Raw genomic sequence first — 24761 nt, 5'->3', positions numbered from 1 at the left:
TTGCAGGGATAGAATTGCGAATATTCATATTAAGTAAAGTGGATTCTTCAATTTGTTTGTTGGCAATAAACAAATTGCCGGAAATCAACGCCAATGCGTGCGCGTCTGAACGCAAGCCGATCCGCAGCTTGAGCACTTAGGGCAGTTTGCACAGCGCGAATCACGATTGCCTAGCCTGCTTACATGATGATCTGGATTTCCTTTTCCTTGCCAGGCAGGCGCGAACGGGCCCAGATTGGTTTGGCCGCGTTGAGGCTCCTCATGACCTGCTTGGGTGAAGGCAAGGCAGTGTAAGGGGCAAAACCCACAGCCCGTTCGGCGGTCAAAAGTGTCGGACTGAATCGTGCTTCGCGCTGACCGGAAAGCTCTCCCAATGCATCGCGTCCGACGGTCATGGTTACGCCGCCATCGCCTATGGCAAGCAAATAGCGGTCCATGGCACCACCCGGTCGATAGACCCCGTAGAGCCCTTCCGAAGCCGCGTCGCGGCAATAGACTGGTGCCCTTTCCGGCTTGTTCTTGGCCGGCATCGGAGCGATGCTGTTGATCAAGGCACCGGCCATTACGCCATCGTCTTTGCCGCGTTCGACAAGGCTGGCTTCGGTAGCGGGCAACCGGTCGGGGCAGAGCTGAATAGCATAGGCCGGTTCCGCTCCGACCTTGTCAGGCTTGAAGGCAAGCCCGGCGAAAAAGCTGGCGAGCCGGGCTTCGACAGACGCGGCATCGAGGCGGTTGGATGTCATCCGGATCTTGATTAGCCATTCGCCGCGCTTGGCCAGCATCAGGCCGGTCGCCGAAACCCCTTTGCCGGAGAGCGGAAAGGTAACCCGCACCGCGCTATTGGGGGCATTGCTCCAGGGTGTGTAGAACGAGAAGCGGCGTCCGTCCTTGTCGAGTGTGCCATAGGCTGCAGCATTGGCAGCGATGCTGGACTCGGCTCGGTCCGCCCAGATTGGCACACTCGCACTACCGGCACGGTAGAGGTAAAGTGTTACGCGGGTTTCGCTGACCGTATCGCGGTATTGGAACATCACATCGGACTGGCTACTGCCATAGTCAGCCGCCTCGTAACGCGCAAAACCATCGACCACCGCTGGAACCTTGAGCTTGGTCTGCTTGTGCTCCCAGGCCTTGCCCTTGGGCAATGCGATCGGCGCAGCCGCCATGGCAACGCCTGGCAGCGCAAGCGCGGCAAACGCAATCAGTGTGGTTGCCAGTCTTTGCATTGGCCTGTCCCTCAATATCGCGCGCGGCCTGCCATCGGGTCGGCGTTGGTTGGCAACATGACACGCGCCATATGCGGGGGCAAGGCGCTCTGGAGGCACTGGGGCAGCTTCGGAGGGGGCGGGACTTGCACAGGCTGGGGCTAGAATCCGGTTGAGTGCAACAGCTTAACGGTTCATGGTGAAAAGACTCGGTTAACGGGTGTTTACCATGATCCGTGCTGCTGCCGTACTCGGCGCAACTTTCTTGCTCTTGTTGGTTGCAGGCCTCGCCATCCCGGGCCTGGAGGCTGTGCCCGGCGCGCACGTGGCCCAGGCGCAGGCATCGGCAGTCTTGGCTCCGATGCCCGCCAAGCCGGCCGCGCAAAAGGTTCAACTGCCGCCGCCGGTCACCAAGGTATTGCAATCGGGCGTGTTGATCGTGGTCAGCAAATCGTCGCGCCAGATGTTCGTATTCAAGGACGGTGCGCTGTGGGCCAAGTCGCCGGTATCGACCGGAAAACGCGGGCACGGGACTCCGAATGGAGTTTTCCCGATCCTGCAAAAGCGCAAGTTTCACCGCTCGAACCTCTACAGCAATGCGCCGATGCCCTTCATGCAGCGCCTCACCTGGAGCGGGATTGCGATCCATGCCGGGCACGTTCCCGCGTACAATGCCTCGCACGGCTGCATCCGCGTGCCGCACGGCTTCGCCCGCTCGCTGTTTGCGCTGACCAGGGCCGAGGCAACGACGGTGGTGGTGACCAACGCGGCGGTGAAATCGGACCAAGCTGCGATCAGCATGGCGCTCAACATGCCGATGCCGGGCACCTCATTGCCGGGCAGTGCCGCGCCGCCGGTCCTCGCATCTGCCAATCCGCCGCCACAAATTGAAGCGCTGGTGTTGGTCCCGGTCCAATCGCAGCCCGCGCCAACCGGCCAGACGATCCAGTTGGCCGCCGCACAAAGCCAAGCGGAGGCCGATGCGCTCTGGGCCGATCTGACAAACCGTCATCCACAATTGCTCGGTACCCAGCGCATGATAATCCCGGCCGTGGTCGGATCGCGCCGGGTCTACCGCTTGCGCACGACCGCGCCCGGCGCCCATGCCCTGTGCTCTGAGCTGAAGCGCAGCGGGACCGCCTGCTTCAACGTGAGTTAGCTGGCAGGATCAGTTCTGCCGCCGGGCCATGAAGGCCAGGCGTTCGAACAGCATCACGTCCTGCTCGTTCTTGAGCAGGGCACCGTGGAGCGGCGGGATCGCCTTGGTCGGATCCTTCTGCTGCAGCACATCGAGCGGCATGTCTTCGTTGAGCAGCAGTTTGAGCCAGTCGAGCAGTTCGCTTGTGCTCGGCTTCTTCTTCAGCCCCGGCACTTCGCGAACCTCGTAGAAGATGTCCATCGCCTTGGTCACCAGGGTCTTCTGTATCCCGGGGAAGTGGACGTCGATGATCGACTGCATCGTCTCGCGGTCGGGGAATTTGATGTAGTGGAAGAAGCAGCGGCGCAGGAAGGCGTCGGGCAGTTCCTTTTCGTTGTTCGAGGTGATCACCACGATCGGGCGCTCGGCTGCCGCGATCCGCTCCTTGGTTTCGTAGACATCGAAACTCATCCGGTCGAGTTCCTGAAGCAGGTCGTTCGGAAACTCGATGTCGGCCTTGTCGATCTCGTCGATCAGCAGGACCGGCAGCTGCGGGCTGGTGAAGGCTTCCCACAGCTTGCCCTTCTTGATGTAATTCGAGATGTCGTGGACACGCTCGTCACCCAGCTGGCCGTCGCGCAGCCGGGCGACGGCGTCATATTCGTAGAGCCCCTGCTGGGCCTTGGTGGTCGACTTGACATTCCATTCGATCAGCGGCGCGTTGACGGCCTTGGCAATTTCATGGGCCAGCACGGTCTTGCCGGTGCCGGGCTCACCCTTGACCAGCAGGGGGCGGCGCAGCAGCACCGCTGCGTTGACCGCCACCTTGAGATCGTCGGTCGCGACATAGTTGCTGGTGCCCTCGAAGCGCATGGGAACTCCCTGTTCGTTTAATCGTTCGGTTAAGCGGGATAAGGCGCTTGCGCGGGGCTGGCAAGAGGGCTGTGTGGAGCCGAAAAAAAAAGCGGGCGCCGCAGCTCGAAAGCGCGGCGCCCGCAACCCCCTCTTCCAATTCCCCCCAGAATTGCGCGACCCGAAGGGCTCTTGTGGCTGTCGGTCTAGCTTCCGTGCAGTTTTGCGAATATAAACTTTTTTATGTTTTGAGGCGGACCGCAATGATTGCTCTGGCCGGCCATGAATTACTTGATCTAATTTCGGCCGAGGCGCGGGATTGGCTGGCGCTGACCGGGCAACGCCGCGCCTATTCGGATGGCGAACTGATCCACAGCCGGGGCGATTCCGAGGCGACAATGGGAATCGTGATCAAGGGCCAGGTCCGCCTGTGCCGGCTCCATGCCGACGGTTCGCAAACCTTTGTTAGCCTGGTCCGAAAGGGCCAGCATTTTGGCGATGTGCTGCTGGTTAGCGGGCCGAACCGGCGCACCCACGATGCGGTCGCTGTGGGGAACGTCCTGATCGATCACTTTGATGCCGCGGCGTTTCAGTCGCTGATGGAGCATCCCGAGGTACTCGCGGCGCTCTACCGGATCACCGCGCTGCGCCTGAAGGCCGCGATGGCGATGAGCGACGATCTGCGGGCCATGTCGCGCGAAGCCCATCTCGCCAAGATCCTGCTGGCGCTGCTGCGCCAGGCGGGGGCATCGAATCGGATCAACTGCGTGCAGGAAGACCTCGCCAGCATGCTTGGCACTTCGACCATGACCCTGTCCAAATGCCTGTCGGCGCTGAAGAGGCAGGGCCTGATCGAGACCGGATACCGGGTTGTGCGCATCCCGGACCCCCCACGGCTGCGCAAGTGGCTGGCCGATCAGACCTGAAATCGAAAGAGTGCCCCCGCGCCGGGAGGGGGAGGGAGGCGCGGGGGCGGAAGCCTTACTCGCTGGGAGCAGGCTCCGGGGTCCGGATCCGCAGGCGGCGCAGCCAGCGCCAGGCCAGTACGCCGCCACCAATCAGGGCGACCCACGGCAGCGCCACGCCCAGCAACAGCGTGATAAAGGCGAGCAGGCCCTCGACGCTCGACCAGCTGGCACTGGCGGCCTTGGTGAAGGTGCCTTCGCCAGCCAGAATACCCTCGCTGGCATAACTGAAGCTGACCGGGGTGCTGGCGATCGAGGCCTCCCTGGCCTTGCGATCAGCCACCTGACCGCGCAACTGCTCACGCAGGCTGGCCAGTTGCTGCTGCAGTTCGACCCGTTCCGCAGCCGTCAGGCCCTTGGCGGCAAGGCGATCCTCGATCCGGGCAATCTCGGCCTGGATCCCGGCGCTGTCCGATTGCGACAGCTTGATCGCGTCGCCGGCGTTCTCGCCCTGGACCGATGCGTGTTCGATCTTGCCATCTGCCGCTTCGACCGCCGCAATCGCGTCGTTGCCGAAGGCATGCGCGACATCGGGGGCGAGCAGCAGATCAAGCCGAGCTGAGACTTCATCCTCGCGCGGCTGTTCATAGCTGACCCCGGTGACGCGGCAGCGATCAGGGCCAAGCTTCTGGCAGGCCGCGGCATGCTTTTGCTGGACCTGCGAGATCGCTTTTCCGGGCAGAGTGAAGGCATAGTCGTAACGAAAGGCGACACCGGGCGCGACAGCGCCGGGGATGTTCGGTGCGCCCGCGGCAGCGGCGTCTTCAGAGGCAGGGGCTTCGGACTTTTCGGCGGCACAGGCGGACAGCAGCAAGGCCGGGGCGCACAGCGCCAACAGGGGCAGGGGGAACGAACGCATGACACTCTCCCAAATAACTACCGAATCGGTAGAGTATTAGGTCTATCAATTCAGTAGAGTTTGGCAAGGGTGTGTTATGGCCCGAGCATTCGCATGGCTTGAATCAGTTGGAAGTGGCGGAATAGCGCAGCTTGACGCTGCCCTCAGCCGGAATGCGCAGCACGAAAACGGGCACCCCGTCGCGCTTTTCCCACTTGGCTTCGCTGCTGCCGATCTTCCAGCTGCCGTATACCGCGACCTTCAGCTCGAACACGATCTCTTGCGGACTGGCGTTGGACACTTCGACCTCAACCTCGCTCTCCTGACCCTCGCGGCGCAGGGTACGGCGTACAACCGTCACGTCGGGCGAATAGCCCGCACCCAGCTCGATCTTCTCATCCTCGGCAGTGTCGCGCAGACTGGGTTCGGCAATGCGCATCGTCCGGCCCCAGTGATCCTGTTCGATCACGAAAGCCCCTGAGGGCAGCGGCAGACCAAGCTGGTGCTCCTTGTCGTTTCTGGTGCGCAGGATCACCAGCGTCTGTGGCCGTTCTTCCCCGCTGCCATAATTGACGACCGAGATCATCGCGGTGTGGATCCGTTCGAACGGCACGCCGCGCTGTTCGACCAGCCGGGTCTGCTTCATCTGCATGCCGGCGACAGTGGTGCGCTGCGGGACGCGGTAGAGTTTGAGATCCCCAAGCTGTTCGGGCGGTGGGGGCGGCGGAGGCGGGGGTGGTGGAGGCGCCATGGCCATGACCGGCGACGGCGGTGGCGCGAAAACGCCCTTCCGGCGCTCCGCAGTCAGCACAATCGCATCTGATTCGGCATAACGTTCATAGTCCTCGCCCATGTAGGGCTGGACCAGCTGATAGGGCCGCTCCGGCTTGCGCGGAACCTGATGGGTGCGCTGGCTCGGCCAGCACTTGGCCACAACCTGCGGCTGATTGTTGACGAACTTCTGGACATAGGCCCGGTTGAGCCCGCCGGCGACGATCTGGGTCCGGGCATCGGGCAGCGACATGCCGTTGCCATTGGCCAGTGTGATCCACCCGCCGATGTCCATGGTCTTGCCGTCGGGATTGATATGCGCGGTGTAGTTGGCGCTCCAGTCGAACCCCTCGGCGATGTAGGTGAGGGTGACTGTCGCGGTGATTTCGCGCGGGCTGCTGGTCAGCACCGAAAGCGTCGGCCTAGCGGAGAGGCCCTCGGCTCCGCTGGAATAGCGGAAGGTCTCGGGCAGGCCCGAACACCGCAGGTTCTCGATTCCTCCGGCGGTCTTGAACACCACCCCGTCAGGCCCGGCCGAGATGATTTCACCGGGAAGGCTGATCGCCTTGCCGGTCGCCGGATCGGTGCGCTTCAGCATCACCACCTTGCCCCGCACCGCGCGCATCAGCGAGGAAGGATTGAGCAGCGCCGCATCGCGGTTCTTTTCGATCACCCCGCCCGGCAGGCCCGATACGATCGCGCTTTCGGGCAGGATCCCGTCGACCACCCCTTCGAAACGCAACCGGCTCTTGCCCGCCGGGATCCGCAAGGTGCGGGTTTCCATAACCACCGCGAACCCGCCCAGGCTGTCGAGCCGGATCGATCCGCCATTGCGGTATGGCGCGCGGTAGATCGTGACCGAAATGTCGCTGGGGTCAGCCGCTTTAACTTCGCGCACCTGGGCCTGCGCGGGGAGCGCAGTGATCAGCGTCAGAAGCAAGATCAGCGAGCGGCACACGGGCGCAGCCCTCAGTACCGCGTGTCGAAGGTGGCGGTCAGGTCGGTCTTGCCGTTGGCCGGGACGGTTACCGTCCAGAGCACTGAATCCGCATCGCGGCGTTCGCTCTTGGCGCTTTCGGTTGTGATCCGGACATCGCCCCACAGACCTGACTGGATGACCCGGACGGTGACCGGCTTGGGCAGGGCATTGCTCAGCGTATAGCGCATCGAGGTCTTCCAGCGCCGGTCGCTGACCTTGGTCCGCGCCTCGACCACCGGCTGCACCTTGACGTCGAAGGCCTGGCCGGTGCTGATCGCCAGCTTCGATCCCATCGGGGTATGGCCGATCGCGTGCTCGCCAATGAACTGAGCCTGCCCGCGCGCGTCGCGGAGATAGAACCGGACGATGCCGGCGGGGAGCTGATCGCCAAGTCCGCCCTTGGCTGAATTGCTGAAGCTATAGACCGTCGCCGCGCTGATCGGGGTTTCGGAGGTCTGCATCCAGCCAAACCAGGCTTCATAACCATGCTGGGCCGGGGCGCCGTGGACATCGAGGAAGCTGACCTGCTTGGTCTGGAGATTGGCCACAGTGGTCCGGTCGCCCAGCGGGTAGAGATAATAGTCGCCAAGCCGCTCACGGGTGCCGCTTTCGGTGCCGGCTTCGACCATGCCTTCGCCGTCATGGCCCGGCTGATAGCCGCGCCCTCCGCCGTTCTGGCCGATCAGCCGAGGATTTCCCGCAACCAGCACGGTCCGCGCATTCTCATAGGTCGTGCCCGAATTGTTGGTCAGCGTAACCCAGCCCTGGACATCGATCGTGCCCTGTTTGTCGTCATAAAGCGCGACATAATCAGCGCGCCATCCTAGTCCCGGAGTCAGATAGCGCAGCGCAGCCTCGCGCGTGCCGGGGTTGCCTTGCAGGGTGATCGAAAGCGTCGGATCGGCGCGCATGTTGGGCGGGACCTTGTCGAAGATCACCCGCACCGGCAGGCCATCGTCGCGGAGAACCTCGATCCGACTGCCGATCTGCAAAACCACTCCGCCGTTGGCCGCAAGCACGACCGCCTGTTCGCGCGTCTCCGCCCCAGTCGCGGGGTTGGTGCGAACCAGCGTGATCGTCTGACCGACCGCATTTTCCATGATCTTGGCGGGAGAGAGCAGGTCGTAATCGAAGTTCTGCTCGATGATCCGCATGTCGCTGGCCGCCAGACTGGCGGTCTCGGGCCGGATCTGGGCGGAAACGTTCTTGAACTCCACCTTCTGCGGCGCGCCGGTGAAGGTGACCTGGCGGGTGTCCTGCACCAGCGCCTGGTTGTCGGCATAGATCGTGATATCGATCCCGGGATCGGCCGAGGCGGCGGTTGCGAGGGTGAACAGGGACGCGGTGAGGATCAGGGGCAGGCGGGGCATGGAATGTCTCCTCTCAGCGCAATGTGATAATGTTACACGGCGTGGTGTCAATGCCGCAGACTTGGTCTTTCCAATCTTAACGGTATGTTGCCGGGATGATCGTGATTACCGGCTCTGTCCAGCTTCGCCCCGAACACATTGATGCCGCGATCGCGCTGGGCATCGAACATTCGCGCCGGTCACGCGCTGAACCCGGCTGCATTGCGCACAATTGCCAAATCGATGCGGAAAGCCCCAGTCGGATCGTGTTCGTCGAGGAATGGGCCGATATCGCGGCAGTAAAGCAGCATTTCGCCGTACCGGAATCCGGGGAGTTCGTGCGGGCCATGACGGCCATGGCAGTTGCCCCGCCCGAAATGAAGCTGCTCGAGGCGCGGGAAATCAATCCATAGCGGCAATTTTGCAGTGTCGGGTTTTTCCAATGACGCAAGCGAAAGGGGCGGTTATCACTTGGGCAACCTCAAGGCCGCCTTGGCCTGTCACTGAGGGGTCCGCTATGAGGGGTAACCTAATGAAGACTGTTTCGCGCGTTCTCGCCGCTGCTTCGGCGCTTTCGATGCTTGCTGCCATTCCGGCTCCGGCCCAGGCCCAGGAATACGATACCGCGGTCCACAGCCTGCTACTCGATTGCACTGCGCTGCAGATCCTGTTCGCCAGCGCGTCGGACAAGGAAGCAGACAAGACCCAGTCGGCCAATGCCGCTGCCGCGTTCCTGACCGCTGCCAACATCATGTCGGGTTCGGAAATCAAGGACCTTGGTGCCGAGATCAAGCCGCGTCGTGAAAAGATCATGGGCTGGATCACCAAGAACGATCCGGCTGCTACGCGCCTGACCAAGAGCTGCGCCTCGATCATCACGGTCGGCCGCAACGCTCCGGCCAAGTAAGCCAATCTGACGGCGGCGCGGGCAGCAAGGCCCGCGCCGCCGCTCAGGCGTCGATCATATCGCGATCGACGTCTCCGGCGCGGTTCTGGATGAACATGAACCGCTGCGCCGGATCGCGGCCCATCAGCCGGTCGACCAGATCCTTCACCGCCGCGCGGCCTTCGTATTCGGGCGGCAAGGTCACGCGCAGCAGGCTGCGCTTGTTGGGATCCATGGTCGTTTCCCGCAATTGCTGCGGGTTCATTTCGCCAAGGCCCTTGAACCGGCCGACCTCCACCTTCTTGCCCTTGAAGACCGTCGCTTCCAGCTCAAGCCGGTGCGCCTCGTCGCGGGCATAGGCGCTCTCCTTGCCGGCGGTCAGGCGATAAAGCGGCGGCTGGGCGAGGTAGAGGTGACCGCGCCGCACCACTTCGGGCATTTCCTGGAAAAAGAAGGTCATCAGCAAGGTGGCGATATGCGCGCCGTCGACATCGGCATCGGTCATGATGATGATCCGGTCATAGCGCAGGTTGTCCGGGTTGCAGTCCTTGCGAAACCCGCAGCCCATCGCCAGGCCCAGATCACCGATTTCGGTATTGGCGCGGATCTTGTCCGCCGTGGCGCTGGCGACGTTGAGGATCTTGCCGCGGATCGGAAGGATCGCTTGGGTCTTGCGGTCGCGTGCCTGTTTGGCCGAGCCGCCGGCGCTGTCCCCTTCGACGATGAACAGTTCGGTCTCGGCATCGCCTTCGCCGGTACAGTCGGTCAGCTTGCCGGGCAGGCGCAGCTTGCGGGCGTTGGTGGCGGTCTTGCGCTTGACCTCGCGCTCGGCCTTGCGCCGCAGCCGCTCATCCATCCGTTCCAGCACCGCGCCGAGCAGCGCTTTGCCGCGCTCCATGTTGTCGGTCAGGAAGTGGTCGAAGTGGTCGCGCACTGCATTCTCGACCATCCGCGCCGCTTCGGGGCTGGTCAGGCGGTCCTTGGTCTGGCTCTGGAACTGGGGATCGCGGACGAACACCGAGAGCATCACTTCGCTGCCGGTGATCACGTCCTCCGGCGCGATGTCCTTGGCCTTCTTCTGACCGACCAGGTCGGCGAAGGCCCGGATCCCCTTGGTCAGCGCAGCGCGCAGGCCCTGTTCGTGAGTGCCGCCGTCGGGGGTCGGGATGGTGTTGCAGTAATAGGAATACGACCCGTCCGACCAAAGCGGCCAGGCCACGGCCCATTCGACCCGGCCCTGTTCCTCGCCGGGGAAATCCTGCGAGCCGGAAAAGAACTGGGTGGTGACGCATTCGCGGTCGCCGATCTGTTCGCGCAGGTGATCGGCCAGGCCGCCAGGGAACTGGAACACGGCTTCGGCCGGAACCTCTTCGCTTGCCAGCGAAGCCACGCACTTCCAGCGGATTTCGACGCCCGCGAACAGATAGGCCTTCGACCGGACCAGTTTGAACAGCCGCGCCGGCTTGAATTTTGCGTCCTCGCCGAAGATTTCACTATCGGGGATGAAGGTAACGCTCGTCCCCCGCCGGTTTGGCGTGCCGCCCAGGTGCTGCAGCGGCCCGAGCGGTTCTCCGCGCGAAAACTCCTGCGCGTAAAGCTCCTTGTTCCGCGCAACCTCGATCCGGGTGAGGGTGGACAGCGCATTGACCACCGAAACCCCCACGCCGTGCAGACCGCCCGATGTGGCGTAAGCCTTGCCCGAGAATTTGCCGCCCGAATGCAGCGTGGTCAGGATCACTTCCAGCGCTGACTTGCCGGGATATTTCGGATGCTCGTCGACCGGAATGCCGCGGCCATTATCGGTAATGGTCAGGCGGTTGCCTTCTTCCAGCGTTACCTCGATCCGGTTTGCGTGGCCGGCCACGGCTTCGTCCATCGCGTTGTCGAGCACTTCTGCCGCAAGATGGTGAAAGGCGCGCTCGTCAGTGCCGCCGATGTACATGCCGGGGCGGCGGCGAACCGGTTCAAGCCCTTCGAGGACTTCGATCGCGCTGCCATCATAGGATTCGCCGGTGCTGGCGGGAAGTTTGTCAAACAGGTCGTCGGGTGCTTGGGACATGCAGGGGCCTATAGAACCCCCGGAATCCGCAGTGCAAGCCGCACCCTGTCTTTATCGTCAGTCCACGAACTTCTCCGGCGCGGGGCTGACGATGGTCACGCCCCCGGCACGGGTCTCGCGCACTTCGAGCGAGCGTTCGCCAAGGCCGGCCGACGTGAAGCGGAACGGTCCGTCGAGACCGAGGAACCCGCCGGTATCGGCCAGACGTCCGACCGGGAAGGCCGAATTGCCCCGCCATTCCCGGGCAATCCGGACGGTCAGCAGCACCGAATCATATCCCAGCGTAGCCAGCCGATAGGGCGCTTCGCCGAAGCGGGCCTGATAGCTGGTCGAGAACTGTCGGAATCGCGTATCGGGCAAGGCTGCAAACCAGGCTCCGCGCAGCGCGGCGGAACTGCTGGCAACCGGATCGCCGCTCCACAGGTCGGTCCCGAGGATCCGTGGGCTGGCCGCCCCGGACGCCTTCAAACGCGAGGCTGCCTGCGCCGCCACCTTCGGCGTATCGGCGATCAGCACGGCCTGGAACCCGCCTTTGGCCTTCAGCCGTGACGCCGCGCTGAGCACCGAATTGTTGCCGCGATCATAGCTGTCGCTGGCGCTGAGCGTGCCGCCGGCAGCACGCACCGCATCGCCATAGCTCGCCGCCATGCGGCTGCCTTGCTCACCCTTGGGAGCCAGCACGGCAAAGCGGTTGATTCCCTTGCTCCGGGCGAACTGCACCACCCGCAGGATCGAATTGTCCTGCGTCGTGCCCATCACGAATACGTCGCGCGCGGCCACCCGGGGATCGCTGGAATAGGTAATCAACGGCACCCGCGCCGAGCGGGCGACCGCAGAAACGGTCGAAACATCCTCGGTCAGCATCGGGCCGAGGATCAGCTTGTTGCCTTCGTCGAGTGCCCGCGCCGCGGCAGCTGCCGCGCCGCCCGACGTATCGTAAGTGGTGATCCGCACCGTCTGGGCGTTGGTATCAAGGATCGCCATGGTGGTGGCATTGGCGATAGACTGGCCTAGACCGGCATTGGGGCCGCTCAGTGGCACCAGCAGCGCCACGCGGTGCCGCGCCTTGTCGGCGGGAAGGCCATCGCCGGGACCTTCGGGCGGCGGGGGATTGACCGGACCCTTGGGGATGACCTTGCACCCGGCCAGCAGGGCCACGCCGATCAGCAATGCAATACTGCGGCGGCTCATCCGTGGCTCGATCATCCCTTGTCGCTCCCTTGCGCGCAGTCCATGGTGGAACCGATGGATCAAGCGCTTGAACCCGGCCTCTATATTGTCGCGACCCCGATTGGCAATCTGGGCGACATTTCGCAGCGCGGCGGAACGGTACTCGGTGCCGTGGCTGCGGTAGCCTGTGAAGATACCCGGGTTACCGGCAAGCTGTTGCAGCACCTTGGCGTCAAGACGCGGCTGATCCGCTATGACGATCACGCCAGCGATGAAACGCGGGATTTCGTGCTGGGGCTGGCGCGGGAAAGCGCGGTGGCACTGGTCAGTGACGCCGGAACGCCGCTCATCTCCGACCCGGGCTACAAGCTGGTCCGCGGCGCGCGCGAACAGGGGATCGCGGTCACCTCGATCCCAGGGCCGAGCGCGGCGATTGTTGCGCTGACCTTGGCTGGATTGCCCAGCGACCGCTTTCTCTTTGCCGGCTTTCTCCCCAGCAAGGCCAAGGCCCGTGCCGACGCTCTGTCAGAGCTGGCCGGGATCAAGGCAACGCTGGTCTTCTACGAAACCGCCCCGCGCCTGATCGACAGCCTGGCCGCGATTATCGAAATACTGCCGGGCCGCGAGGTGGCCGTCGCGCGTGAACTGACCAAGCTTTACGAGGAATGCCGCAGCGGCACGCCAACCGAGTTGATCGCGCACTATACGGCGCACTCGCCGCGGGGTGAGATCGTGCTGGTGATCGCCCCGCCGGGCGAGGTGGAAACCAGCGCCGAAGACGCCGACTTGCTGCTCCGCGAGGCGCTGGCCACGCTCAAGCCCAGCCAGGCAGCCGCCGAAGTGGCGCGGACGACCGGGCTTGACCGCAAGACGCTCTATGCCCGGGCGATGGAACTGAAGTGAGCTCGCGCGCCGAACGCGAGGCGCGCGGACGGCGCGGCGAGGCATTGGCGGCATGGTACCTGCGGCTGAAGGGCTGGCGGATCGTGGCCCAGCGGCTCAAGACCCCGCGCGGCGAGATCGATCTGATTGCGCGGCGGGGCAGGGTGGTTGCCTTTGTCGAGGTCAAATGGCGGGCCAGTGCCGCCGAGCTTGACCTGGCGATCGATGCTTACCGCCTGCGCCGGGTTGCGGCTGCAGCCGAAGCAGTCGCGCATCGCTATGCCAAAGCGGACGATGTGCAGCGCATCGACGTGCTGCTGCTTGCGCCGGGGCGTTTACCGCGCCACATGGCGAACGCCCTGTTGCTGTGATTGGAGCCGAGTTCGCATGACCCTTCGCGTCGCTGTCCAGATGGACCCGCTCGAAAGCATCAACATTACCGGGGATTCCAGCTTCGCGCTGATCGAGGCGGCGCAGGCGCGCGGCCATACGGTGTTCGAATATGCCGTGCAGACGCTGGCCTATGAAAGCGGCCGCCTCACTGCCTGGGCCGCGCCGGTTACCGTCCAGCGGGTCGAGGGAGCGCATTTCACCCGCGCTGAGCATCGCCGGATCGACCTGGCGCAGGATGTCGACGTGGTGCTGATGCGGCAGGACCCGCCATTCGACCTCAGCTACATCACCGCCACCCATTTGCTCGAGCGGCTTGAGGGCCAGACACTTGTGGTCAACGATCCCGCCTCGGTCCGCAATGCGCCCGAGAAGGTCTTCGTGCTCGACTACGCGCACTTCATGCCGCCGACTCTTATCGCGCGGCGGTTCGAGGACGTGAAGGATTTCCACGCCCGCCACCCCGGCGATCTGGTGATGAAGCCGCTCCACGGCAACGGCGGAAAGGCAGTAGTAAGGATTCCGACCGACGGATCGAACCTTGGCGCGCTGATCGAACTGTTCGACAACGCCTGGGTCGAACCGCACATGTTCCAGCCCTTCCTTCCCGAGATCAGCGAGGGCGACAAACGCATCGTGCTGGTCGACGGCGAAGTCGCCGGCGCAATCAATCGCCGCCCGGGCGAGGGCGAATTCCGCTCGAACCTGGCCCAAGGCGGCTATGCCGAAGCCACCACGCTGACCGCCCGAGAAGAGGAAATCTGCGCCGCGCTCGGCCCGGCGCTCAAGGAACGCGGGCTGATCTTCGTCGGGATCGACGTGATCGGTGGCAAGTGGCTGACCGAGATCAACGTGACCTCGCCGACCGGCATCCGCGCGATCGACCGGTTCAACGGTACCGATACGCCAGGGCTGATCTGGGATGCGATCGAGCGGCGGGTGGGGCGGATCTGACCGGCTTGCCAATTTTTGCCATTCGGGCTACAATGCGCGTATGGCTACAATGAACATTTCGCTCCCCGAAGCGCTCAAGTCGTTCGTCGACCTGCAAGTGGATGAACGGGGCTATGGCACCAGTAGCGAATATGTCCGTGAACTGATCCGCAGGGATCAGGATCGGCAAAGGCTGCGCGCACTGATGCTGGAAGGCCTCGAGACGCCAGGCAGCACGGCTGCGGACGAGTCATACTTTGCCGGTCTGCGTGAAAAGGTGCGTCGCGCAGCGGCATGACAGCAAAATCCGTCATTCCAAGCCCGCTCGTGATGAGCGAGGTGGAAACTGCAATCGACTACTACTTGTCAGAAGCCGACGCCGCCACCGCACTGGCTTTCATTGGCGCGCTTGAAACAGCCTACCGGTTCATCGGCGAAAATCCGGCGGCGGGCTCGCCTCGCTGGGGGCATCTTCTCGAGTTGCCGGGATTGCGATCGTGGCGTTTGAAGGGGTTTCCCTGGATGGCCTTCTATGTCGAACGCAGCGATCAGATCGATGTCGTTCGTCTGCTTCATTCCAAACGCGACATTCCGGAATGGATGACGCGGGACGGAAACTGACGCAACTAACCTTGCTCCCTCGGATGTGCATTCCGATAAACGTCCAGCAGCACCGCCGCATCGACTTTGGTGTAGATCTGGGTCGAGCCCAAGCTCGCGTGGCCCAGCAGTTCCTGCAGGCTCCGCAAATCCGCACCAGCCCCAAGCAGGTGTGTAGCGAAGGAATGGCGCAGCGCATGGGGCGTGGCGCTCGCAGGCAGGCCTAGCGAAACGCGCGCGCGGGCCATGGCTTTCTGGACCATACCCTGGCTGAGCGGCCCGCCCTTGGCGCCGCGGAACAGCGGCCCGTCCTTGGGCAGCGGCCAGGGGCATTTGGTGGCATAGTCAGCCACCGCGTCGCGGACGAGCGGCAGGATCGGCACGACCCGCTGCTTGTTGCCCTTGCCGGTGACAGTCAGCGTCTCGCCGATCGGCATGGCACCGCCGGTCAGCGACAGCGCCTCGGCAATCCGCATCCCCGCGCCGTAAAGCAGCAGCAGCACCGCCCGGTCGCGCACGCCGATCCAGGGTTCGCTGGCATCCTCATCGACAGTGAAAGCGAGATTGACCGCCTCATCCGGCGTGACCGGGCGGGGCAGGCCCTTCTTGACCCGCGGTCCGCGCATCCGGGGCGGGGCGGTGTCGGCCATCCCGGCCTGCTCGCGGGCGAAAGCGATGAAGCCCTTGAGAGCGGAGAGTTCGCGGGCAGCGCTGGCATTGGTCAGCCCCTCGGCACGGCGGCGCGCCAGTTGCTGGCGCAGCGCGGCGGAATCGAGCCGGGCGATCTCGGGCCAGCTCTCCAGTTCGGTGGCATCGAGTAGTCTTGCCGCCGTTGCGACATAGGCGCGCACGGTGTGGGGCGATCGGCGGCGCCCGTCGCTGAGGTGCGCGTGCCACATTTCGAGGAGATCGGCGCGGGTCATTTGGATATCCATCCGAACCACAACCCACCCTGCCAATGACCGTCACCCTGAACTTGTTTCAGGGCCCATTGTGCGGTTGACCCAGCGGTGGTGGATCCAACACATGCTGCGAGGTTGGCTTTGGCACGAGGGGGCAGAGCAAAACGAGGATTGGGCCCTGAAACAAGTTCAGGGTGACGGAGGTCGCGAGGATGGGAGGGGGAGCTGATCATCCCTCCACCAGCTCCGCAGAAACCAACTCACCCAGCAAGGCATCGAGCAAGGGCATGCCTTGAGATGTCACGCCGAGCTTGCCCGGTTCCTGCCACAACAATCCCTGGGCGGAATAGAACCCGACCTTGTCGGTATCGAGCAATTGCGCCGCGCTGAAATCGAACCGGGCGGAGAGGCTATCGAGGTCCACCCCTTCGCGCAAGCGCAGGCCCATCAGCAGCGCTTCGGACGCCTGCTCACCGGCGGACAGCCGCCGTTCCTCAGCCATGCCGTCGCCCTTGTCCGCGACAGAAGCCAGCCAGTTCTCGGGTTTCTTGTGCCGCACCGTCGCCAGCCCGCCGCGCCGTCCGTGCGCGCCTGGGCCGATCCCGCAATAGTCCTGATAGCGCCAGTAGGTCAGGTTATGGCGGCTTTCCTCGCCCAGGCGGGCATGGTTGCTGATCTCGTAGGCGGGCAGACCGGCGGCTTCTGTCAGCTGCCGGGTCAGTTCGAACAGGTCGGCGGCGGCATCGTCGTCGAGCGGGGTGAATTCGTTCTGGCGGACCATGGTGGCGAACCTGGTGCCGAGCTCGATCGTCAGCTGGTAGAGCGAGAGATGCCCGGTGCCGAACCCCAGCGCGCGGGCCAGCTGCGCCTGCCATTGCGCCGGGGACTGGCCGGGCAGGGCATAGATCAGATCGAACGAGACCCGCGCGAAGTACTGCTGGGCCACTTCAAGCGCTTTCAGACCTTCATTGGCGTCATGCAGCCGCCCGAGAAAGCGCAGCGCCGCATCGTCGAGCGATTGCAGGCCAAGTGACACCCGGTTGATCCCGGCACTGGCCAACGCGGCATAGTTGGCGGCCTCGACCGAGGAGGGATTGCCCTCCAGCGTGATCTCGATCCCCTCGGCAAAACCCCACAGCCGCTCGGCCTCGCGCAGCAAGGCTTCGACCAGTGCCGGCGGCATCAGGCTGGGGGTGCCACCGCCGAAGAAGATCGATTCGAGCCGCTCGCCGCCCGCCAGCTCATGCTCGCGGCGCATGTCGGCCAGCAGTGCGGCCTGCCATTCGGCGTGGTCCACCGCGGCACGGACATGGCTGTTGAAGTCGCAATAGGGGCACTTTGCGAGGCAAAAGGGCCAATGGATATAAAGCGCGCGGGCCATGCGCCGTGCTTACCCGCCAAACTGCTCCGCGACCAGCTTGGTGAAGGCGTCGGCGCGGTGGCTGATCTTGTGCTTCTCGGCGGGATCGATCTCGGCAAAGGTCTCGGTCCGGCCCTGCGGCACGAACACCGGATCGTAGCCGAAACCCAGAGTGCCGCGCGGCGGCCAGGTCAGCGAGCCGGCGACCTTGCCTTCGTAGATCGCGCTTTCGCCATCGGGCCAGGCGATCGCCAACACGCAAGCGAAATGGCCGGAGCGGTTCGCATCGGGACCCAGCTCGCTAAGCAGGCCTTCGACCTTGCCCATCGCCATGTACCAGTCGCGCCCGGCAGGTCCTTCGAACCATTGCCGCTCGGCCCAGTCGGCAGTGTAGACCCCGGGGCGCCCGCCCAGAGCATCGACGCACAGCCCCGAATCGTCGGCCAGCGCCGGCAGGCCCGAGCTCTCCGAAGCCGCCCGCGCCTTCAGCAGCGCGTTTTCGACAAAGGTCTTTCCGGTCTCGGCCGGCTCGGGCAGGCCCAGCGATCCTGCCGAGATGCAATTCAGCCCATAAGGCGCGAGCAGCGCGGATATTTCCTTTAGCTTGCCTGCGTTATGGGTGGCGATGACCAGCGTTTCGGAGCCGAGGCGGCGCGGCATCACTTCACCGCGTCTGCCTGCGCCGCGAAGATCCGGTCGCAGCCGATCCGGGCGAGGCGGAGCAGGCGGAGCAGGGCTTCCTCGTCATAGGTCGCGCCTTCGGCAGTGGCCTGGACCTCGGCGATCTGGCCGCCTTCGATCAGCACGAAGTTGGCATCGGCATCGGCCGCGCTGTCTTCGTCATAATCGAGGTCGAGCACCGGATTGCCCTGGAAGATCCCGCAGCTGACTGCCGCAACCTTGCGGGTCAGCGGGTCTTCCTTGATCGCGCCGTCGAGCATCAGCTTGGCCACCGCGATCCGCAGCGCGACCCAGGCGCCGGAAATCGCCGCCGTGCGGGTTCCGCCATCGGCCTGGATCACGTCGCAATCGAGCGTGATCTGGCGCTCGCCCAGCTTCTTGAGATCGGTGACCGCGCGCAAGGAGCGTCCGATCAACCGCTGGATTTCCTGCGTCCGCCCGCTCTGCTTGCCCTTGGCCGCCTCGCGTGAACCACGGGTATGGGTAGCGCGCGGTAACATCGAATATTCCGCCGTAACCCAACCTTCGCCCTTGCCGCGTAGCCACGGCGGCAGGCGCTCTTCAACGGAGGCGGTGCAGATCACCTTGGTGTGTCCGAAAGAGACCAGCACCGACCCTTCGGCATGCTTGGTATAATGCGGTTCGAAGCTGATAGCGCGCATCTCGTCGGGCGCGCGGCCGGAAGGTCGCATGGGAATTCCTTTGCTAGATTTCCCGGAGCGTTAGGCGCATTGGGGTTGAGCCCGCAAGTGGGCAGTCTAAATTGGCCGCTCATGACCACACCGCCGATCACCGATCTGACCGACCGCGCCCGGGAAATTTTTCGCCTGGTGGTGGAAGGCTATCTGTCGACCGGGCAGGCGGTGGGATCGAAGACGCTGGCCGGGGCGGGGGCGCTCAATCTTTCACCGGCCTCGATCCGGTCGGTGCTGCACGAGCTGGAAGGGCTTGGCCTGCTGGCCGCGCCGCATACCTCGGCGGGACGCTTGCCGACCGACCAGGGGCTGCGGCTGTTTGTCGACGGGATCATGCAGGTGGCCGAGCCGTCGCTGGAGGAACGCGCGGCGATCGAACGCAGCGTGACCAAGCCCGGCCCGATCGAGGCCGCGCTGGAAGCAACCTCGGCGCTGCTGTCGAGCATCTCCTCCGCCGCCGGAGTAGTGATGGTGCCGCGCCGCGAGCAGCGCCTGGCCCATCTTCAACTGGTCCCGCTGGCGACTGACCGGGCGCTGGCGGTGCTGGTTGGGACCGACGGCGCAGTTGAGAACCGGGTGGTGATGCTGCCCCCCGGCGTGCCGGCCTCGGCGCTGGAACAGGCTTCGAACTATATCTCGGCGCACCTTGGCGGGCGAACCCTGCCAGAAGCGGTGCAGGCGATCCGGACCGAGATTGCCTCGGGCCAGAGCGCGCTCGACACGGCCAGCCGCGATCTGGTCGAACGCGGGCTGGCGGTGTGGAGCGCCGACGCGATGAGCCGCCCAGTGCTGATCGTCCGCGGGCAGGCAAACCTGCTTGATGAAACCGCGCTGACCGACCTTGAACGCGTCCGCCTGCTGCTTGACGATCTTGAGAACAAGCAGTCGATCGCCGAACTGCTCGATTCCGCCCGCGATGCCGAAGCGACGCGGATTTTCATCGGCGCGGAGAACCGCTTGTTCGCGCTTTCGGGCTCTTCGGTGATCGCCTCGCCCTATCGCGACCGCGATGGCCGGGTGGTCGGCGTGGTGGGTGTAATCGGCCCCACACGGTTGAATTATGCGCGGCTAGTCCCCATGGTGGATTTCACGGCCCAATCGCTGGGCAAGTTGATCGGTTAAGACAGGTTTTTGGACAAGATGAGCGACGAAAAGCAACCGCAGGGCGACCCGGCGGTGGAAGCCGAACTGGCCGGCGTGCCTGAAGAATTGCTGGAAAAGGAAACCGACAAGCTGGGCGAGGCGCTCGACCGGCTGCGCGAGGATCTGGATGCGGCCAAGCAGGAAGTCCTTTACGCCAAGGCCGAAACCCAGAACGTGCGCCGCCGTCTGGAAAAGGACATTGCCGATACCCGCGCCTATGCCGCAACCGGCTTTGCCCGCGATATGCTGAGCGTGGCCGACAATCTTGCCCGCGCGCTCGACGCGGTTCCCCAGGAATTGCGCGAGGATGAGCGGCTGAAAAGCCTGGTCGCCGGGATCGAAGCCACCGCGCGCGAGATCGACAAGGTCTTCGGCCTCCACGGCATCAGCCGGATCGCCGCCACCGGCCTGCCGCTCGATCCCAACCAGCATCAGGCCATGCTCGAAGTCCCCAGCGCCGATGCCGCCCCCGGTACCGTACTGCAGGAACTGCAAGCCGGCTACATGATCAAGGACCGCCTGCTGCGGCCGGCGATGGTAGCTGTGGCGAAGAAGCCGGATTAAGAAGCTTTGGATTGTGCGGTCGGCGCGGCTCCTGCAAGTAGACGGTTGATTTCACCAGCAACGTTGCTGACGTCGTCGGCTAGAGCGCGCAGTGACTTTAGGGAATATATCCTCGCTTCGGGCCTACCATCCACCAAATCTGCCGAGTTTCGGAAAATGGCCATCGTTTCCCCGTCGGTGTGAGCGATGAGCATTTCGGCATGAACGATGTCGGTTCGTTCTCGCAGTAAACTTTCTGCCTTTTCAAGAAGCCGGGCGGTGGCAGCTTGATCATTCTTGTCGAACAATTCTATAGTGCCAGGTTCGCGAAGCTTCTTAACTCTCTGGCCAACCAGCGCCCGACTGGCGAACTTCAACTCCGTCCGCCCGCAGAGCGTGATAATAGATAATTCTAATCTCGCAAACGAATCGACACACTGACTGCGGACCTTTGCATAGGCCTCAGTCTTGGGCGGATTTGGACTTTTGGCCACGGTATCGGAGACTAGGTTCATCTCGCTCCTTTACTACCGTGGCGCTAAAAAATCACAAATTCAGATCACCTGCGCCGCGTTCTCATCCCTGTGCTTCTTCAGGTACTTCATGAACGGCGTCCCCCCCGTGCCGACGTCAGGGTCATTGCCGGGCAGGGCCGAGGCCTGCTTGTTGATGTAGCTGGCGGCATATTCGAGGTGCCGGGTGCGGAAGCGGGCGACTTGTTCGAGGTTGGCATTGAACGCGTCCGTCAGGCTGGCTGAACCCGCTTCGGTGACAAACTGGCGCAGGGTCGAACGCGCGGCGATGTCCTCGATGAAGCGGCGATGCGGGACCGGGCGGTAGTGGTGCAGCTCGTCGAGGAAGCTCTTTAACGGATCGTCGCTGTGAGCCACCCCGAACAGCGCGTCCATCGCCGGAACGATCGAGCTTTGCGAGCCGGTCTGGCCCCGGAAGGCCATCGGCTTGCCCGCGTACTTGTCCACCCCTTCGTAAACCAGCCCGCCGCCCAGCGCTGGGTTGTTGGCCCAGCCGTGGATCCACGGGCGCACGCGGTTGAAGTAGACATAGGGGTCGCAATGCTCGGGCATCCGCCAGAAGATGGCGTAGATCTTGTCCCAGGCCGCGTTCATCTCGTGCAGCAGCGCTTCGCAGGTACCCGCATCACCTGCCGCGACCGCATCGATCAGGCGCACGGCATTGTCGAGCAGCACCCCGGCTTCCAGCTCGATCGCGATATGGATCAGCACGAACCAGTTCTCGTCCTCGCCCCCGGCGAAGTTCTGGACCATCCGGACATTGTCGAGGCTGAGCGGGGCCGACTTGTCGAGCCGGGCCCAGTTGTCGAGCACATAGCCCGAATAGGGCAGCAGCGGCGCCTGGCCGAGCCGGTCGGCAATCGCCACGATCGGGCGGGCGAGGTTGGCGGGGAGGTGCTGCGGCGCTTTGGGCTCACCCCAGACATAGGTCTGGACCAGAAACGAATAGCGCACCATCGCTGCGCGCACCTGCTCCTCCGGGGCTTCCCTGGCCCAGCTCTCGATCCGCGGATCGGGCAGCTTGCCCAGGAAGTGGCGCGGGCGGGTGGTGGAGATGATCCCGGATAGCCGCTCGGCCGCTTCGACGATTGGATGGAAGGCGGCGGGAAGGGTGACTTCGTCCAGTTCGAACGCAGCAAGATAGCCGCGCTCGCGCGACATGCCGTAATCAGACAGTTTCATGGAGAACCCATTGGCCGGGCGCGGGTTGGGCCGCCCGTAATGGTTTCAACTGTTACCAGTTCGAGGAGGTCGTCTCAATCCCCAGCGCCATTAAAATTCACCAGTTTGTCATAAGCCTTGCGCCCCTCGACCCCCGCGATCTTTGCGCCATTGCGCAGCAGGAAGGCGTGACGGACAATCTCCGCCTGCTGTTCGATCCCATAGCGCTCCAGCATCCAGCCCGGTTTGAGGCTGTAATCGTAGCGGCGCGAGAACGGACGGCGCAGGATCAGATACCAAGGGCCACGGGTCTGGACCTGCCAGACGTGAACCATTTCGTGGATGAAGTGGCCTTGCAGCGCCAGGCCTGCCCGACTGAAATCATCGCAGTAACTTGCTGACAGAGGGTGGAAATGGATGTGCCCGCGCGGGGCCATGGTCACCTTGCGGGGTTGAAACGGGAACCACCGCCGCCGCCGGATCGTGACCCGGCTTGTATCGATGGCGTTGCCGAAGACCGAGCGGACCAGCGCCACCTCTCCCTCGGTCAGCGGGCGTTCACCGCCGACCGGGCAGGTGTGCGCCAGATCGCTCAGTGGCTTTCCCCGTGATCCATGCCGCCCATCGCATCGGCGCCCATCGCCTCGATCTTGAGCGGGGCGGATACCTTGTCGCCATCGGCGAAGGTCACGGTCATCTCGGTGGTTTCGCCGGCCTTGAGCTGATCGCCCAGTTCAAACGCCATCACGTGCAGCCCGCCGCGTTCGAACTTGATCACGGTCTTGGCTTCGACGTCGATCCGGTCGACCGGCTTCATCTGGCCGCCAATGGTTTGATGGACTTCGGTCTTGCCGACTCCGTCGATCGCGATCGCCGCGATCGAAACCGTGCCTGTGCCTTCGTTGTCGAGCGCGAAATAGGCCGCGCCGGGATTGCCCGATACTGCGGGAAGGATCAGCTTGCCTTCGGCCACGCTGATCCCGGGCTTGCCTTCAGGAGCCTTCGTCGCCTCCGGCTTTGCCGCTTCCTTGCCGCTGTCGCAGGCACCGAGGGCAGCCAGCGAGAGCGCGGCGGCGAGGGGCAGGGCGAAGCGGCGGGCGTTGATCACGGTCGTAGTCCTTTCGGCAGGATGTGAATTTGCCCGCACCGCTAAACATCCGCTGCCCTTGTGCCAAGCAAAACCACTCCTATATCGCCCCTTGAAGAGCCGCCGGGCCGTCTTGCTGCAACTGCGGGAGGCGAAACAAGCGGTGTCACCAGTCTGAGTAAGGATGGGGTTCAAATGGCTAAAGTTATCGGTATCGACCTTGGCACTACCAACAGCTGCGTTGCCGTGATGGACGGCGGCAAGCCCAAGGTAATTGAAAATTCCGAAGGTGCGCGCACCACGCCCTCGATCGTTGCCTTCACCAAGGATGGTGAACGCCTGATCGGGCAGCCGGCCAAGCGCCAGGCCGTGACCAACGGCGACAACACGATTTTTGCGGTGAAGCGCCTGATCGGCCGCCGCTTTGACGATCCGGTGACCAAGAAGGACACCGAGCTGGTTCCCTATACCATCGTCAAGGGCAAGAACGGCGACGCCTGGGTCAAGGCCGGCGGCGAAGACTATTCGCCCAGCCAGATCAGCGCATTCATCCTTCAGAAGATGAAGGAAACCGCTGAGGCCTATCTCGGCGAAACCGTTACCCAGGCGGTCATCACCGTCCCGGCCTACTTCAACGACGCACAGCGCCAGGCGACCAAGGATGCCGGCCAGATCGCCGGCCTTGAAGTTCTGCGCATCATCAACGAGCCGACTGCGGCGGCGCTGGCCTATGGCCTCGAAAAGAACGACGGCAAGACCATCGCGGTCTATGACCTTGGCGGCGGCACCTTCGACGTCTCGATCCTCGAAATCGGCGACGGCGTGTTCGAAGTGAAGAGCACCAACGGCGATACCTTCCTCGGCGGTGAAGACTTCGACACCCAGGTGGTCGAATGGCTGGCTGAACAGTTCAAGAAGAAGGAGGGCATGGACCTCCGGACCGACAAGCTCGCGCTCCAGCGGCTCAAGGAAGCGGCTGAAAAGGCCAAGATCGAACTGTCGAGCACCGCTTCGACCGAGATCAACCTGCCGTTCATCACCGCCCGCATGGAAGGCGGCACCACCACGCCGCTCCACCTGGTCGAAACGATCACCCGCGCCGATCTGGAAAAGATGGTCGCTGGCCTGATCGAACGCACCAAGGAACCGATGAAGAAGGCGCTGGCCGATGCCGGCCTGAAGGCTTCGGACATCGACGATGTCGTGCTGGTCGGCGGGATGACCCGCATGCCGCGCGTGCGTGAAGTGGTGAAGGAATTCTTCGGCAAGGAACCGCACACCGGCGTCAACCCGGACGAAGTCGTCGCCATGGGCGCGGCGATCCAGGCAGGCGTTCTGCAAGGCGACGTCAAGGACGTGCTGCTGCTCGACGTGACTCCGCTGTCGCTGGGCATCGAGACGCTGGGCGGCGTGTTCACCCGGATGATCGACCGCAACACCACGATCCCGACCAAGAAGAGCCAGGTCTTCTCGACCGCCGAGGACAACCAGCAGGCGGTGACCATCCGCGTGTTCCAGGGCGAGCGGGAAATGGCCGGTGACAACAAGATGCTGGGCCAGTTCGACCTGGTCGGCATTCCGGCCGCGCGCCGCGGCGTGCCGCAGATCGAGGTCACGTTCGACATCGACGCCAACGGCA

27 protein-coding genes are annotated in these 24761 nt (G+C 63.8%); 12 read left to right on the top strand and 15 right to left on the bottom strand.

Translation table 11 applies throughout. The annotated features are described in order from the left end of the window. Window positions 1-179: 179 nt before the first annotated feature. Complete coding sequence (locus B2V17_RS12035) at window positions 180-1226, bottom strand: hypothetical protein (protein ID WP_292997987.1); 1047 nt, start codon at window positions 1224-1226, stop codon at window positions 180-182. 340 nt (window positions 1227-1566) lie between these two features. Between B2V17_RS12035 and B2V17_RS12030 the strand changes: the two genes are divergently transcribed. After that, a complete protein-coding gene (locus B2V17_RS12030; RefSeq protein ID WP_292997985.1) occupies window positions 1567-2364 on the top strand; it encodes a L,D-transpeptidase family protein in 798 nt (265 codons plus the stop codon). A gap of 9 nt (window positions 2365-2373) precedes the next feature. Here the strand turns inward: B2V17_RS12030 and B2V17_RS12025 are convergent, their stop codons facing one another. Further along, complete coding sequence (locus B2V17_RS12025) at window positions 2374-3216, bottom strand: AAA family ATPase (RefSeq protein ID WP_292997983.1); 843 nt, start codon at window positions 3214-3216, stop codon at window positions 2374-2376. A gap of 242 nt (window positions 3217-3458) precedes the next feature. Between B2V17_RS12025 and B2V17_RS12020 the strand changes: the two genes are divergently transcribed. After that, window positions 3459-4121: a Crp/Fnr family transcriptional regulator gene (locus tag B2V17_RS12020; RefSeq protein ID WP_292997981.1), complete on the top strand. Its 663-nt coding sequence runs from the start codon at window positions 3459-3461 to the stop codon at window positions 4119-4121. A 55-nt stretch (window positions 4122-4176) separates the two neighbouring features. On the opposite strand, the gene B2V17_RS12015 is transcribed toward B2V17_RS12020, so the two are convergent. The 3 genes from B2V17_RS12015 to B2V17_RS12005 all read right to left on the bottom strand — a co-directional run bounded on the left by B2V17_RS12015 (window position 4177) and on the right by B2V17_RS12005 (window position 8118). Beyond that, entirely contained in the window at window positions 4177-5019 is an 843-nt protein-coding gene (locus tag B2V17_RS12015) for a DUF4349 domain-containing protein (RefSeq protein WP_292997979.1), read from the bottom strand. Window positions 5020-5122: 103 nt separating this feature from the next. After that, a complete protein-coding gene (locus B2V17_RS12010) occupies window positions 5123-6727 on the bottom strand; it encodes a DUF4139 domain-containing protein (RefSeq protein WP_292997977.1) in 1605 nt (534 codons plus the stop codon). 11 nt (window positions 6728-6738) lie between these two features. After that, the gene (locus B2V17_RS12005; protein ID WP_292997975.1) at window positions 6739-8118 is read right to left on the bottom strand and encodes a DUF4139 domain-containing protein; all 1380 of its coding nucleotides are present in this window, start codon (window positions 8116-8118) and stop codon (window positions 6739-6741) included. A gap of 95 nt (window positions 8119-8213) precedes the next feature. Here B2V17_RS12005 and B2V17_RS12000 point away from each other — a divergent pair, with 95 nt between their 5' ends. Together B2V17_RS12000 and B2V17_RS11995 are read left to right on the top strand one after the other, a co-directional pair. Continuing rightward, window positions 8214-8510, top strand: coding sequence for a putative quinol monooxygenase (locus B2V17_RS12000; protein WP_292997973.1), 297 nt, complete (start codon window positions 8214-8216; stop codon window positions 8508-8510). Between the two features lie 119 nt (window positions 8511-8629). Then, the gene (locus B2V17_RS11995; protein WP_292997971.1) at window positions 8630-9004 is read left to right on the top strand and encodes a hypothetical protein; all 375 of its coding nucleotides are present in this window, start codon (window positions 8630-8632) and stop codon (window positions 9002-9004) included. 43 nt (window positions 9005-9047) lie between these two features. Here the strand turns inward: B2V17_RS11995 and parE are convergent, their stop codons facing one another. Together parE and B2V17_RS11985 are read right to left on the bottom strand one after the other, a co-directional pair. Next, window positions 9048-11042: a DNA topoisomerase IV subunit B gene (gene parE, locus B2V17_RS11990; protein WP_292997969.1), complete on the bottom strand. Its 1995-nt coding sequence runs from the start codon at window positions 11040-11042 to the stop codon at window positions 9048-9050. Window positions 11043-11099: 57 nt separating this feature from the next. Then, window positions 11100-12248 carry a penicillin-binding protein activator gene (locus B2V17_RS11985; protein ID WP_292997967.1) on the bottom strand — a complete coding sequence of 383 codons (1149 nt, stop codon included), beginning with the start codon at window positions 12246-12248 and terminating at the stop codon, window positions 11100-11102. A 39-nt stretch (window positions 12249-12287) separates the two neighbouring features. Here B2V17_RS11985 and rsmI point away from each other — a divergent pair, with 39 nt between their 5' ends. From rsmI to B2V17_RS11960, 5 genes are read left to right on the top strand one after another with little or no spacing between them, the layout of a single operon-like run. Next, window positions 12288-13115, top strand: coding sequence for a 16S rRNA (cytidine(1402)-2'-O)-methyltransferase (rsmI, locus tag B2V17_RS11980; RefSeq protein ID WP_292997965.1), 828 nt, complete (start codon window positions 12288-12290; stop codon window positions 13113-13115). After that, a complete protein-coding gene (locus B2V17_RS11975; RefSeq protein WP_292997963.1) occupies window positions 13112-13465 on the top strand; it encodes a YraN family protein in 354 nt (117 codons plus the stop codon). Before rsmI ends, B2V17_RS11975 begins: the two co-directional genes overlap by 4 nt. A 16-nt stretch (window positions 13466-13481) precedes the next feature. Next, complete coding sequence (gshB, locus tag B2V17_RS11970) at window positions 13482-14438, top strand: glutathione synthase (RefSeq protein WP_292997961.1); 957 nt, start codon at window positions 13482-13484, stop codon at window positions 14436-14438. 49 nt (window positions 14439-14487) lie between these two features. Beyond that, the gene (locus B2V17_RS11965; RefSeq protein WP_324474871.1) at window positions 14488-14715 is read left to right on the top strand and encodes a type II toxin-antitoxin system ParD family antitoxin; all 228 of its coding nucleotides are present in this window, start codon (window positions 14488-14490) and stop codon (window positions 14713-14715) included. Further along, window positions 14712-15038, top strand: coding sequence for a type II toxin-antitoxin system RelE/ParE family toxin (locus B2V17_RS11960; protein ID WP_292997957.1), 327 nt, complete (start codon window positions 14712-14714; stop codon window positions 15036-15038). Before B2V17_RS11965 ends, B2V17_RS11960 begins: the two co-directional genes overlap by 4 nt. A gap of 5 nt (window positions 15039-15043) precedes the next feature. Here B2V17_RS11960 and B2V17_RS11955 read toward each other — a convergent pair whose 3' ends face one another. From B2V17_RS11955 to rph, 4 genes are all read right to left on the bottom strand, one after another. After that, the gene (locus tag B2V17_RS11955) at window positions 15044-15940 is read right to left on the bottom strand and encodes a tyrosine recombinase XerC (RefSeq protein WP_292997955.1); all 897 of its coding nucleotides are present in this window, start codon (window positions 15938-15940) and stop codon (window positions 15044-15046) included. A 208-nt stretch (window positions 15941-16148) separates the two neighbouring features. After that, window positions 16149-17300, bottom strand: a complete 1152-nt coding sequence (gene hemW, locus B2V17_RS11950; RefSeq protein ID WP_292997953.1) for a radical SAM family heme chaperone HemW — start codon at window positions 17298-17300, stop codon at window positions 16149-16151. Between the two features lie 9 nt (window positions 17301-17309). Continuing rightward, window positions 17310-17939, bottom strand: a complete 630-nt coding sequence (rdgB, locus tag B2V17_RS11945) for an RdgB/HAM1 family non-canonical purine NTP pyrophosphatase (RefSeq protein WP_292997951.1) — start codon at window positions 17937-17939, stop codon at window positions 17310-17312. Then, on the bottom strand, window positions 17939-18652 hold the full coding sequence (gene rph, locus B2V17_RS11940; RefSeq protein ID WP_292997949.1) for a ribonuclease PH: 714 nt from the start codon (window positions 18650-18652) through the stop codon (window positions 17939-17941). Before rph ends, rdgB begins: the two co-directional genes overlap by 1 nt. Before the next feature lie 81 nt (window positions 18653-18733). Here rph and hrcA point away from each other — a divergent pair, with 81 nt between their 5' ends. Continuing rightward, window positions 18734-19777, top strand: a complete 1044-nt coding sequence (hrcA, locus tag B2V17_RS11935) for a heat-inducible transcriptional repressor HrcA (protein ID WP_292997947.1) — start codon at window positions 18734-18736, stop codon at window positions 19775-19777. Between the two features lie 18 nt (window positions 19778-19795). Further along, on the top strand, window positions 19796-20362 hold the full coding sequence (gene grpE, locus B2V17_RS11930; protein ID WP_292997945.1) for a nucleotide exchange factor GrpE: 567 nt from the start codon (window positions 19796-19798) through the stop codon (window positions 20360-20362). Here grpE and B2V17_RS11925 read toward each other — a convergent pair. The 4 genes from B2V17_RS11925 to B2V17_RS11910 form a co-directional block, all read right to left on the bottom strand. Continuing rightward, window positions 20359-20856 (bottom strand): hypothetical protein, encoded by a 498-nt coding sequence (locus B2V17_RS11925; protein WP_292997943.1) that lies wholly within the window; start codon window positions 20854-20856, stop codon window positions 20359-20361. The genes grpE and B2V17_RS11925 overlap by 4 nt on opposite strands. A gap of 39 nt (window positions 20857-20895) precedes the next feature. Then, on the bottom strand, window positions 20896-22056 hold the full coding sequence (locus tag B2V17_RS11920) for an indoleamine 2,3-dioxygenase (protein ID WP_292997941.1): 1161 nt from the start codon (window positions 22054-22056) through the stop codon (window positions 20896-20898). A gap of 74 nt (window positions 22057-22130) precedes the next feature. Next, the gene (locus tag B2V17_RS11915; protein WP_292997939.1) at window positions 22131-22571 is read right to left on the bottom strand and encodes a vgr related protein; all 441 of its coding nucleotides are present in this window, start codon (window positions 22569-22571) and stop codon (window positions 22131-22133) included. Between the two features lie 56 nt (window positions 22572-22627). Then, window positions 22628-23143: a copper chaperone PCu(A)C gene (locus B2V17_RS11910; RefSeq protein WP_292997937.1), complete on the bottom strand. Its 516-nt coding sequence runs from the start codon at window positions 23141-23143 to the stop codon at window positions 22628-22630. Between the two features lie 174 nt (window positions 23144-23317). Here B2V17_RS11910 and dnaK point away from each other — a divergent pair. After that, window positions 23318-24761 (top strand): molecular chaperone DnaK (gene dnaK / locus B2V17_RS11905; protein ID WP_292997935.1); only part of this gene is annotated, 1444 nt, incomplete at its 3' end.

This window comes from Novosphingobium sp. UBA6272, from assembly GCF_002440635.1.
Classification (GTDB): Bacteria; Pseudomonadota; Alphaproteobacteria; order Sphingomonadales; family Sphingomonadaceae; genus Novosphingobium.
The sequence above is the reverse complement of the archived record's forward strand: the minus strand, read 5'-3'. Positions and strand labels throughout refer to the sequence as shown.

Coding starts and splice junctions, on each gene's coding strand:
- B2V17_RS12035 (WP_292997987.1), bottom strand. CDS start 1,226: ATGCAAAGACTGGCAACCACACTGATTGCGTTTGCCGCGCTTGCGCTG.
- B2V17_RS11955 (WP_292997955.1), bottom strand. CDS start 15,940: ATGACCCGCGCCGATCTCCTCGAAATGTGGCACGCGCACCTCAGCGAC.
- B2V17_RS12015 (WP_292997979.1), bottom strand. CDS start 5,019: ATGCGTTCGTTCCCCCTGCCCCTGTTGGCGCTGTGCGCCCCGGCCTTG.
- B2V17_RS11985 (WP_292997967.1), bottom strand. CDS start 12,248: ATGATCGAGCCACGGATGAGCCGCCGCAGTATTGCATTGCTGATCGGC.
- rsmI (WP_292997965.1), top strand. CDS start 12,288: ATGGATCAAGCGCTTGAACCCGGCCTCTATATTGTCGCGACCCCGATT.
- B2V17_RS12020 (WP_292997981.1), top strand. CDS start 3,459: ATGATTGCTCTGGCCGGCCATGAATTACTTGATCTAATTTCGGCCGAG.
- B2V17_RS11920 (WP_292997941.1), bottom strand. CDS start 22,056: ATGAAACTGTCTGATTACGGCATGTCGCGCGAGCGCGGCTATCTTGCT.
- B2V17_RS11995 (WP_292997971.1), top strand. CDS start 8,630: ATGAAGACTGTTTCGCGCGTTCTCGCCGCTGCTTCGGCGCTTTCGATG.
- grpE (WP_292997945.1), top strand. CDS start 19,796: ATGAGCGACGAAAAGCAACCGCAGGGCGACCCGGCGGTGGAAGCCGAA.
- B2V17_RS11960 (WP_292997957.1), top strand. CDS start 14,712: ATGACAGCAAAATCCGTCATTCCAAGCCCGCTCGTGATGAGCGAGGTG.
- B2V17_RS12025 (WP_292997983.1), bottom strand. CDS start 3,216: ATGCGCTTCGAGGGCACCAGCAACTATGTCGCGACCGACGATCTCAAG.
- gshB (WP_292997961.1), top strand. CDS start 13,482: ATGACCCTTCGCGTCGCTGTCCAGATGGACCCGCTCGAAAGCATCAAC.
- B2V17_RS12000 (WP_292997973.1), top strand. CDS start 8,214: ATGATCGTGATTACCGGCTCTGTCCAGCTTCGCCCCGAACACATTGAT.
- B2V17_RS12030 (WP_292997985.1), top strand. CDS start 1,567: ATGCCCGCCAAGCCGGCCGCGCAAAAGGTTCAACTGCCGCCGCCGGTC.
- hemW (WP_292997953.1), bottom strand. CDS start 17,300: ATGGCCCGCGCGCTTTATATCCATTGGCCCTTTTGCCTCGCAAAGTGC.
- rdgB (WP_292997951.1), bottom strand. CDS start 17,939: ATGCCGCGCCGCCTCGGCTCCGAAACGCTGGTCATCGCCACCCATAAC.
- B2V17_RS11965 (WP_324474871.1), top strand. CDS start 14,488: ATGAACATTTCGCTCCCCGAAGCGCTCAAGTCGTTCGTCGACCTGCAA.
- B2V17_RS12005 (WP_292997975.1), bottom strand. CDS start 8,118: ATGCCCCGCCTGCCCCTGATCCTCACCGCGTCCCTGTTCACCCTCGCA.
- hrcA (WP_292997947.1), top strand. CDS start 18,734: ATGACCACACCGCCGATCACCGATCTGACCGACCGCGCCCGGGAAATT.
- parE (WP_292997969.1), bottom strand. CDS start 11,042: ATGTCCCAAGCACCCGACGACCTGTTTGACAAACTTCCCGCCAGCACC.
- rph (WP_292997949.1), bottom strand. CDS start 18,652: ATGCGACCTTCCGGCCGCGCGCCCGACGAGATGCGCGCTATCAGCTTC.
- B2V17_RS11925 (WP_292997943.1), bottom strand. CDS start 20,856: ATGAACCTAGTCTCCGATACCGTGGCCAAAAGTCCAAATCCGCCCAAG.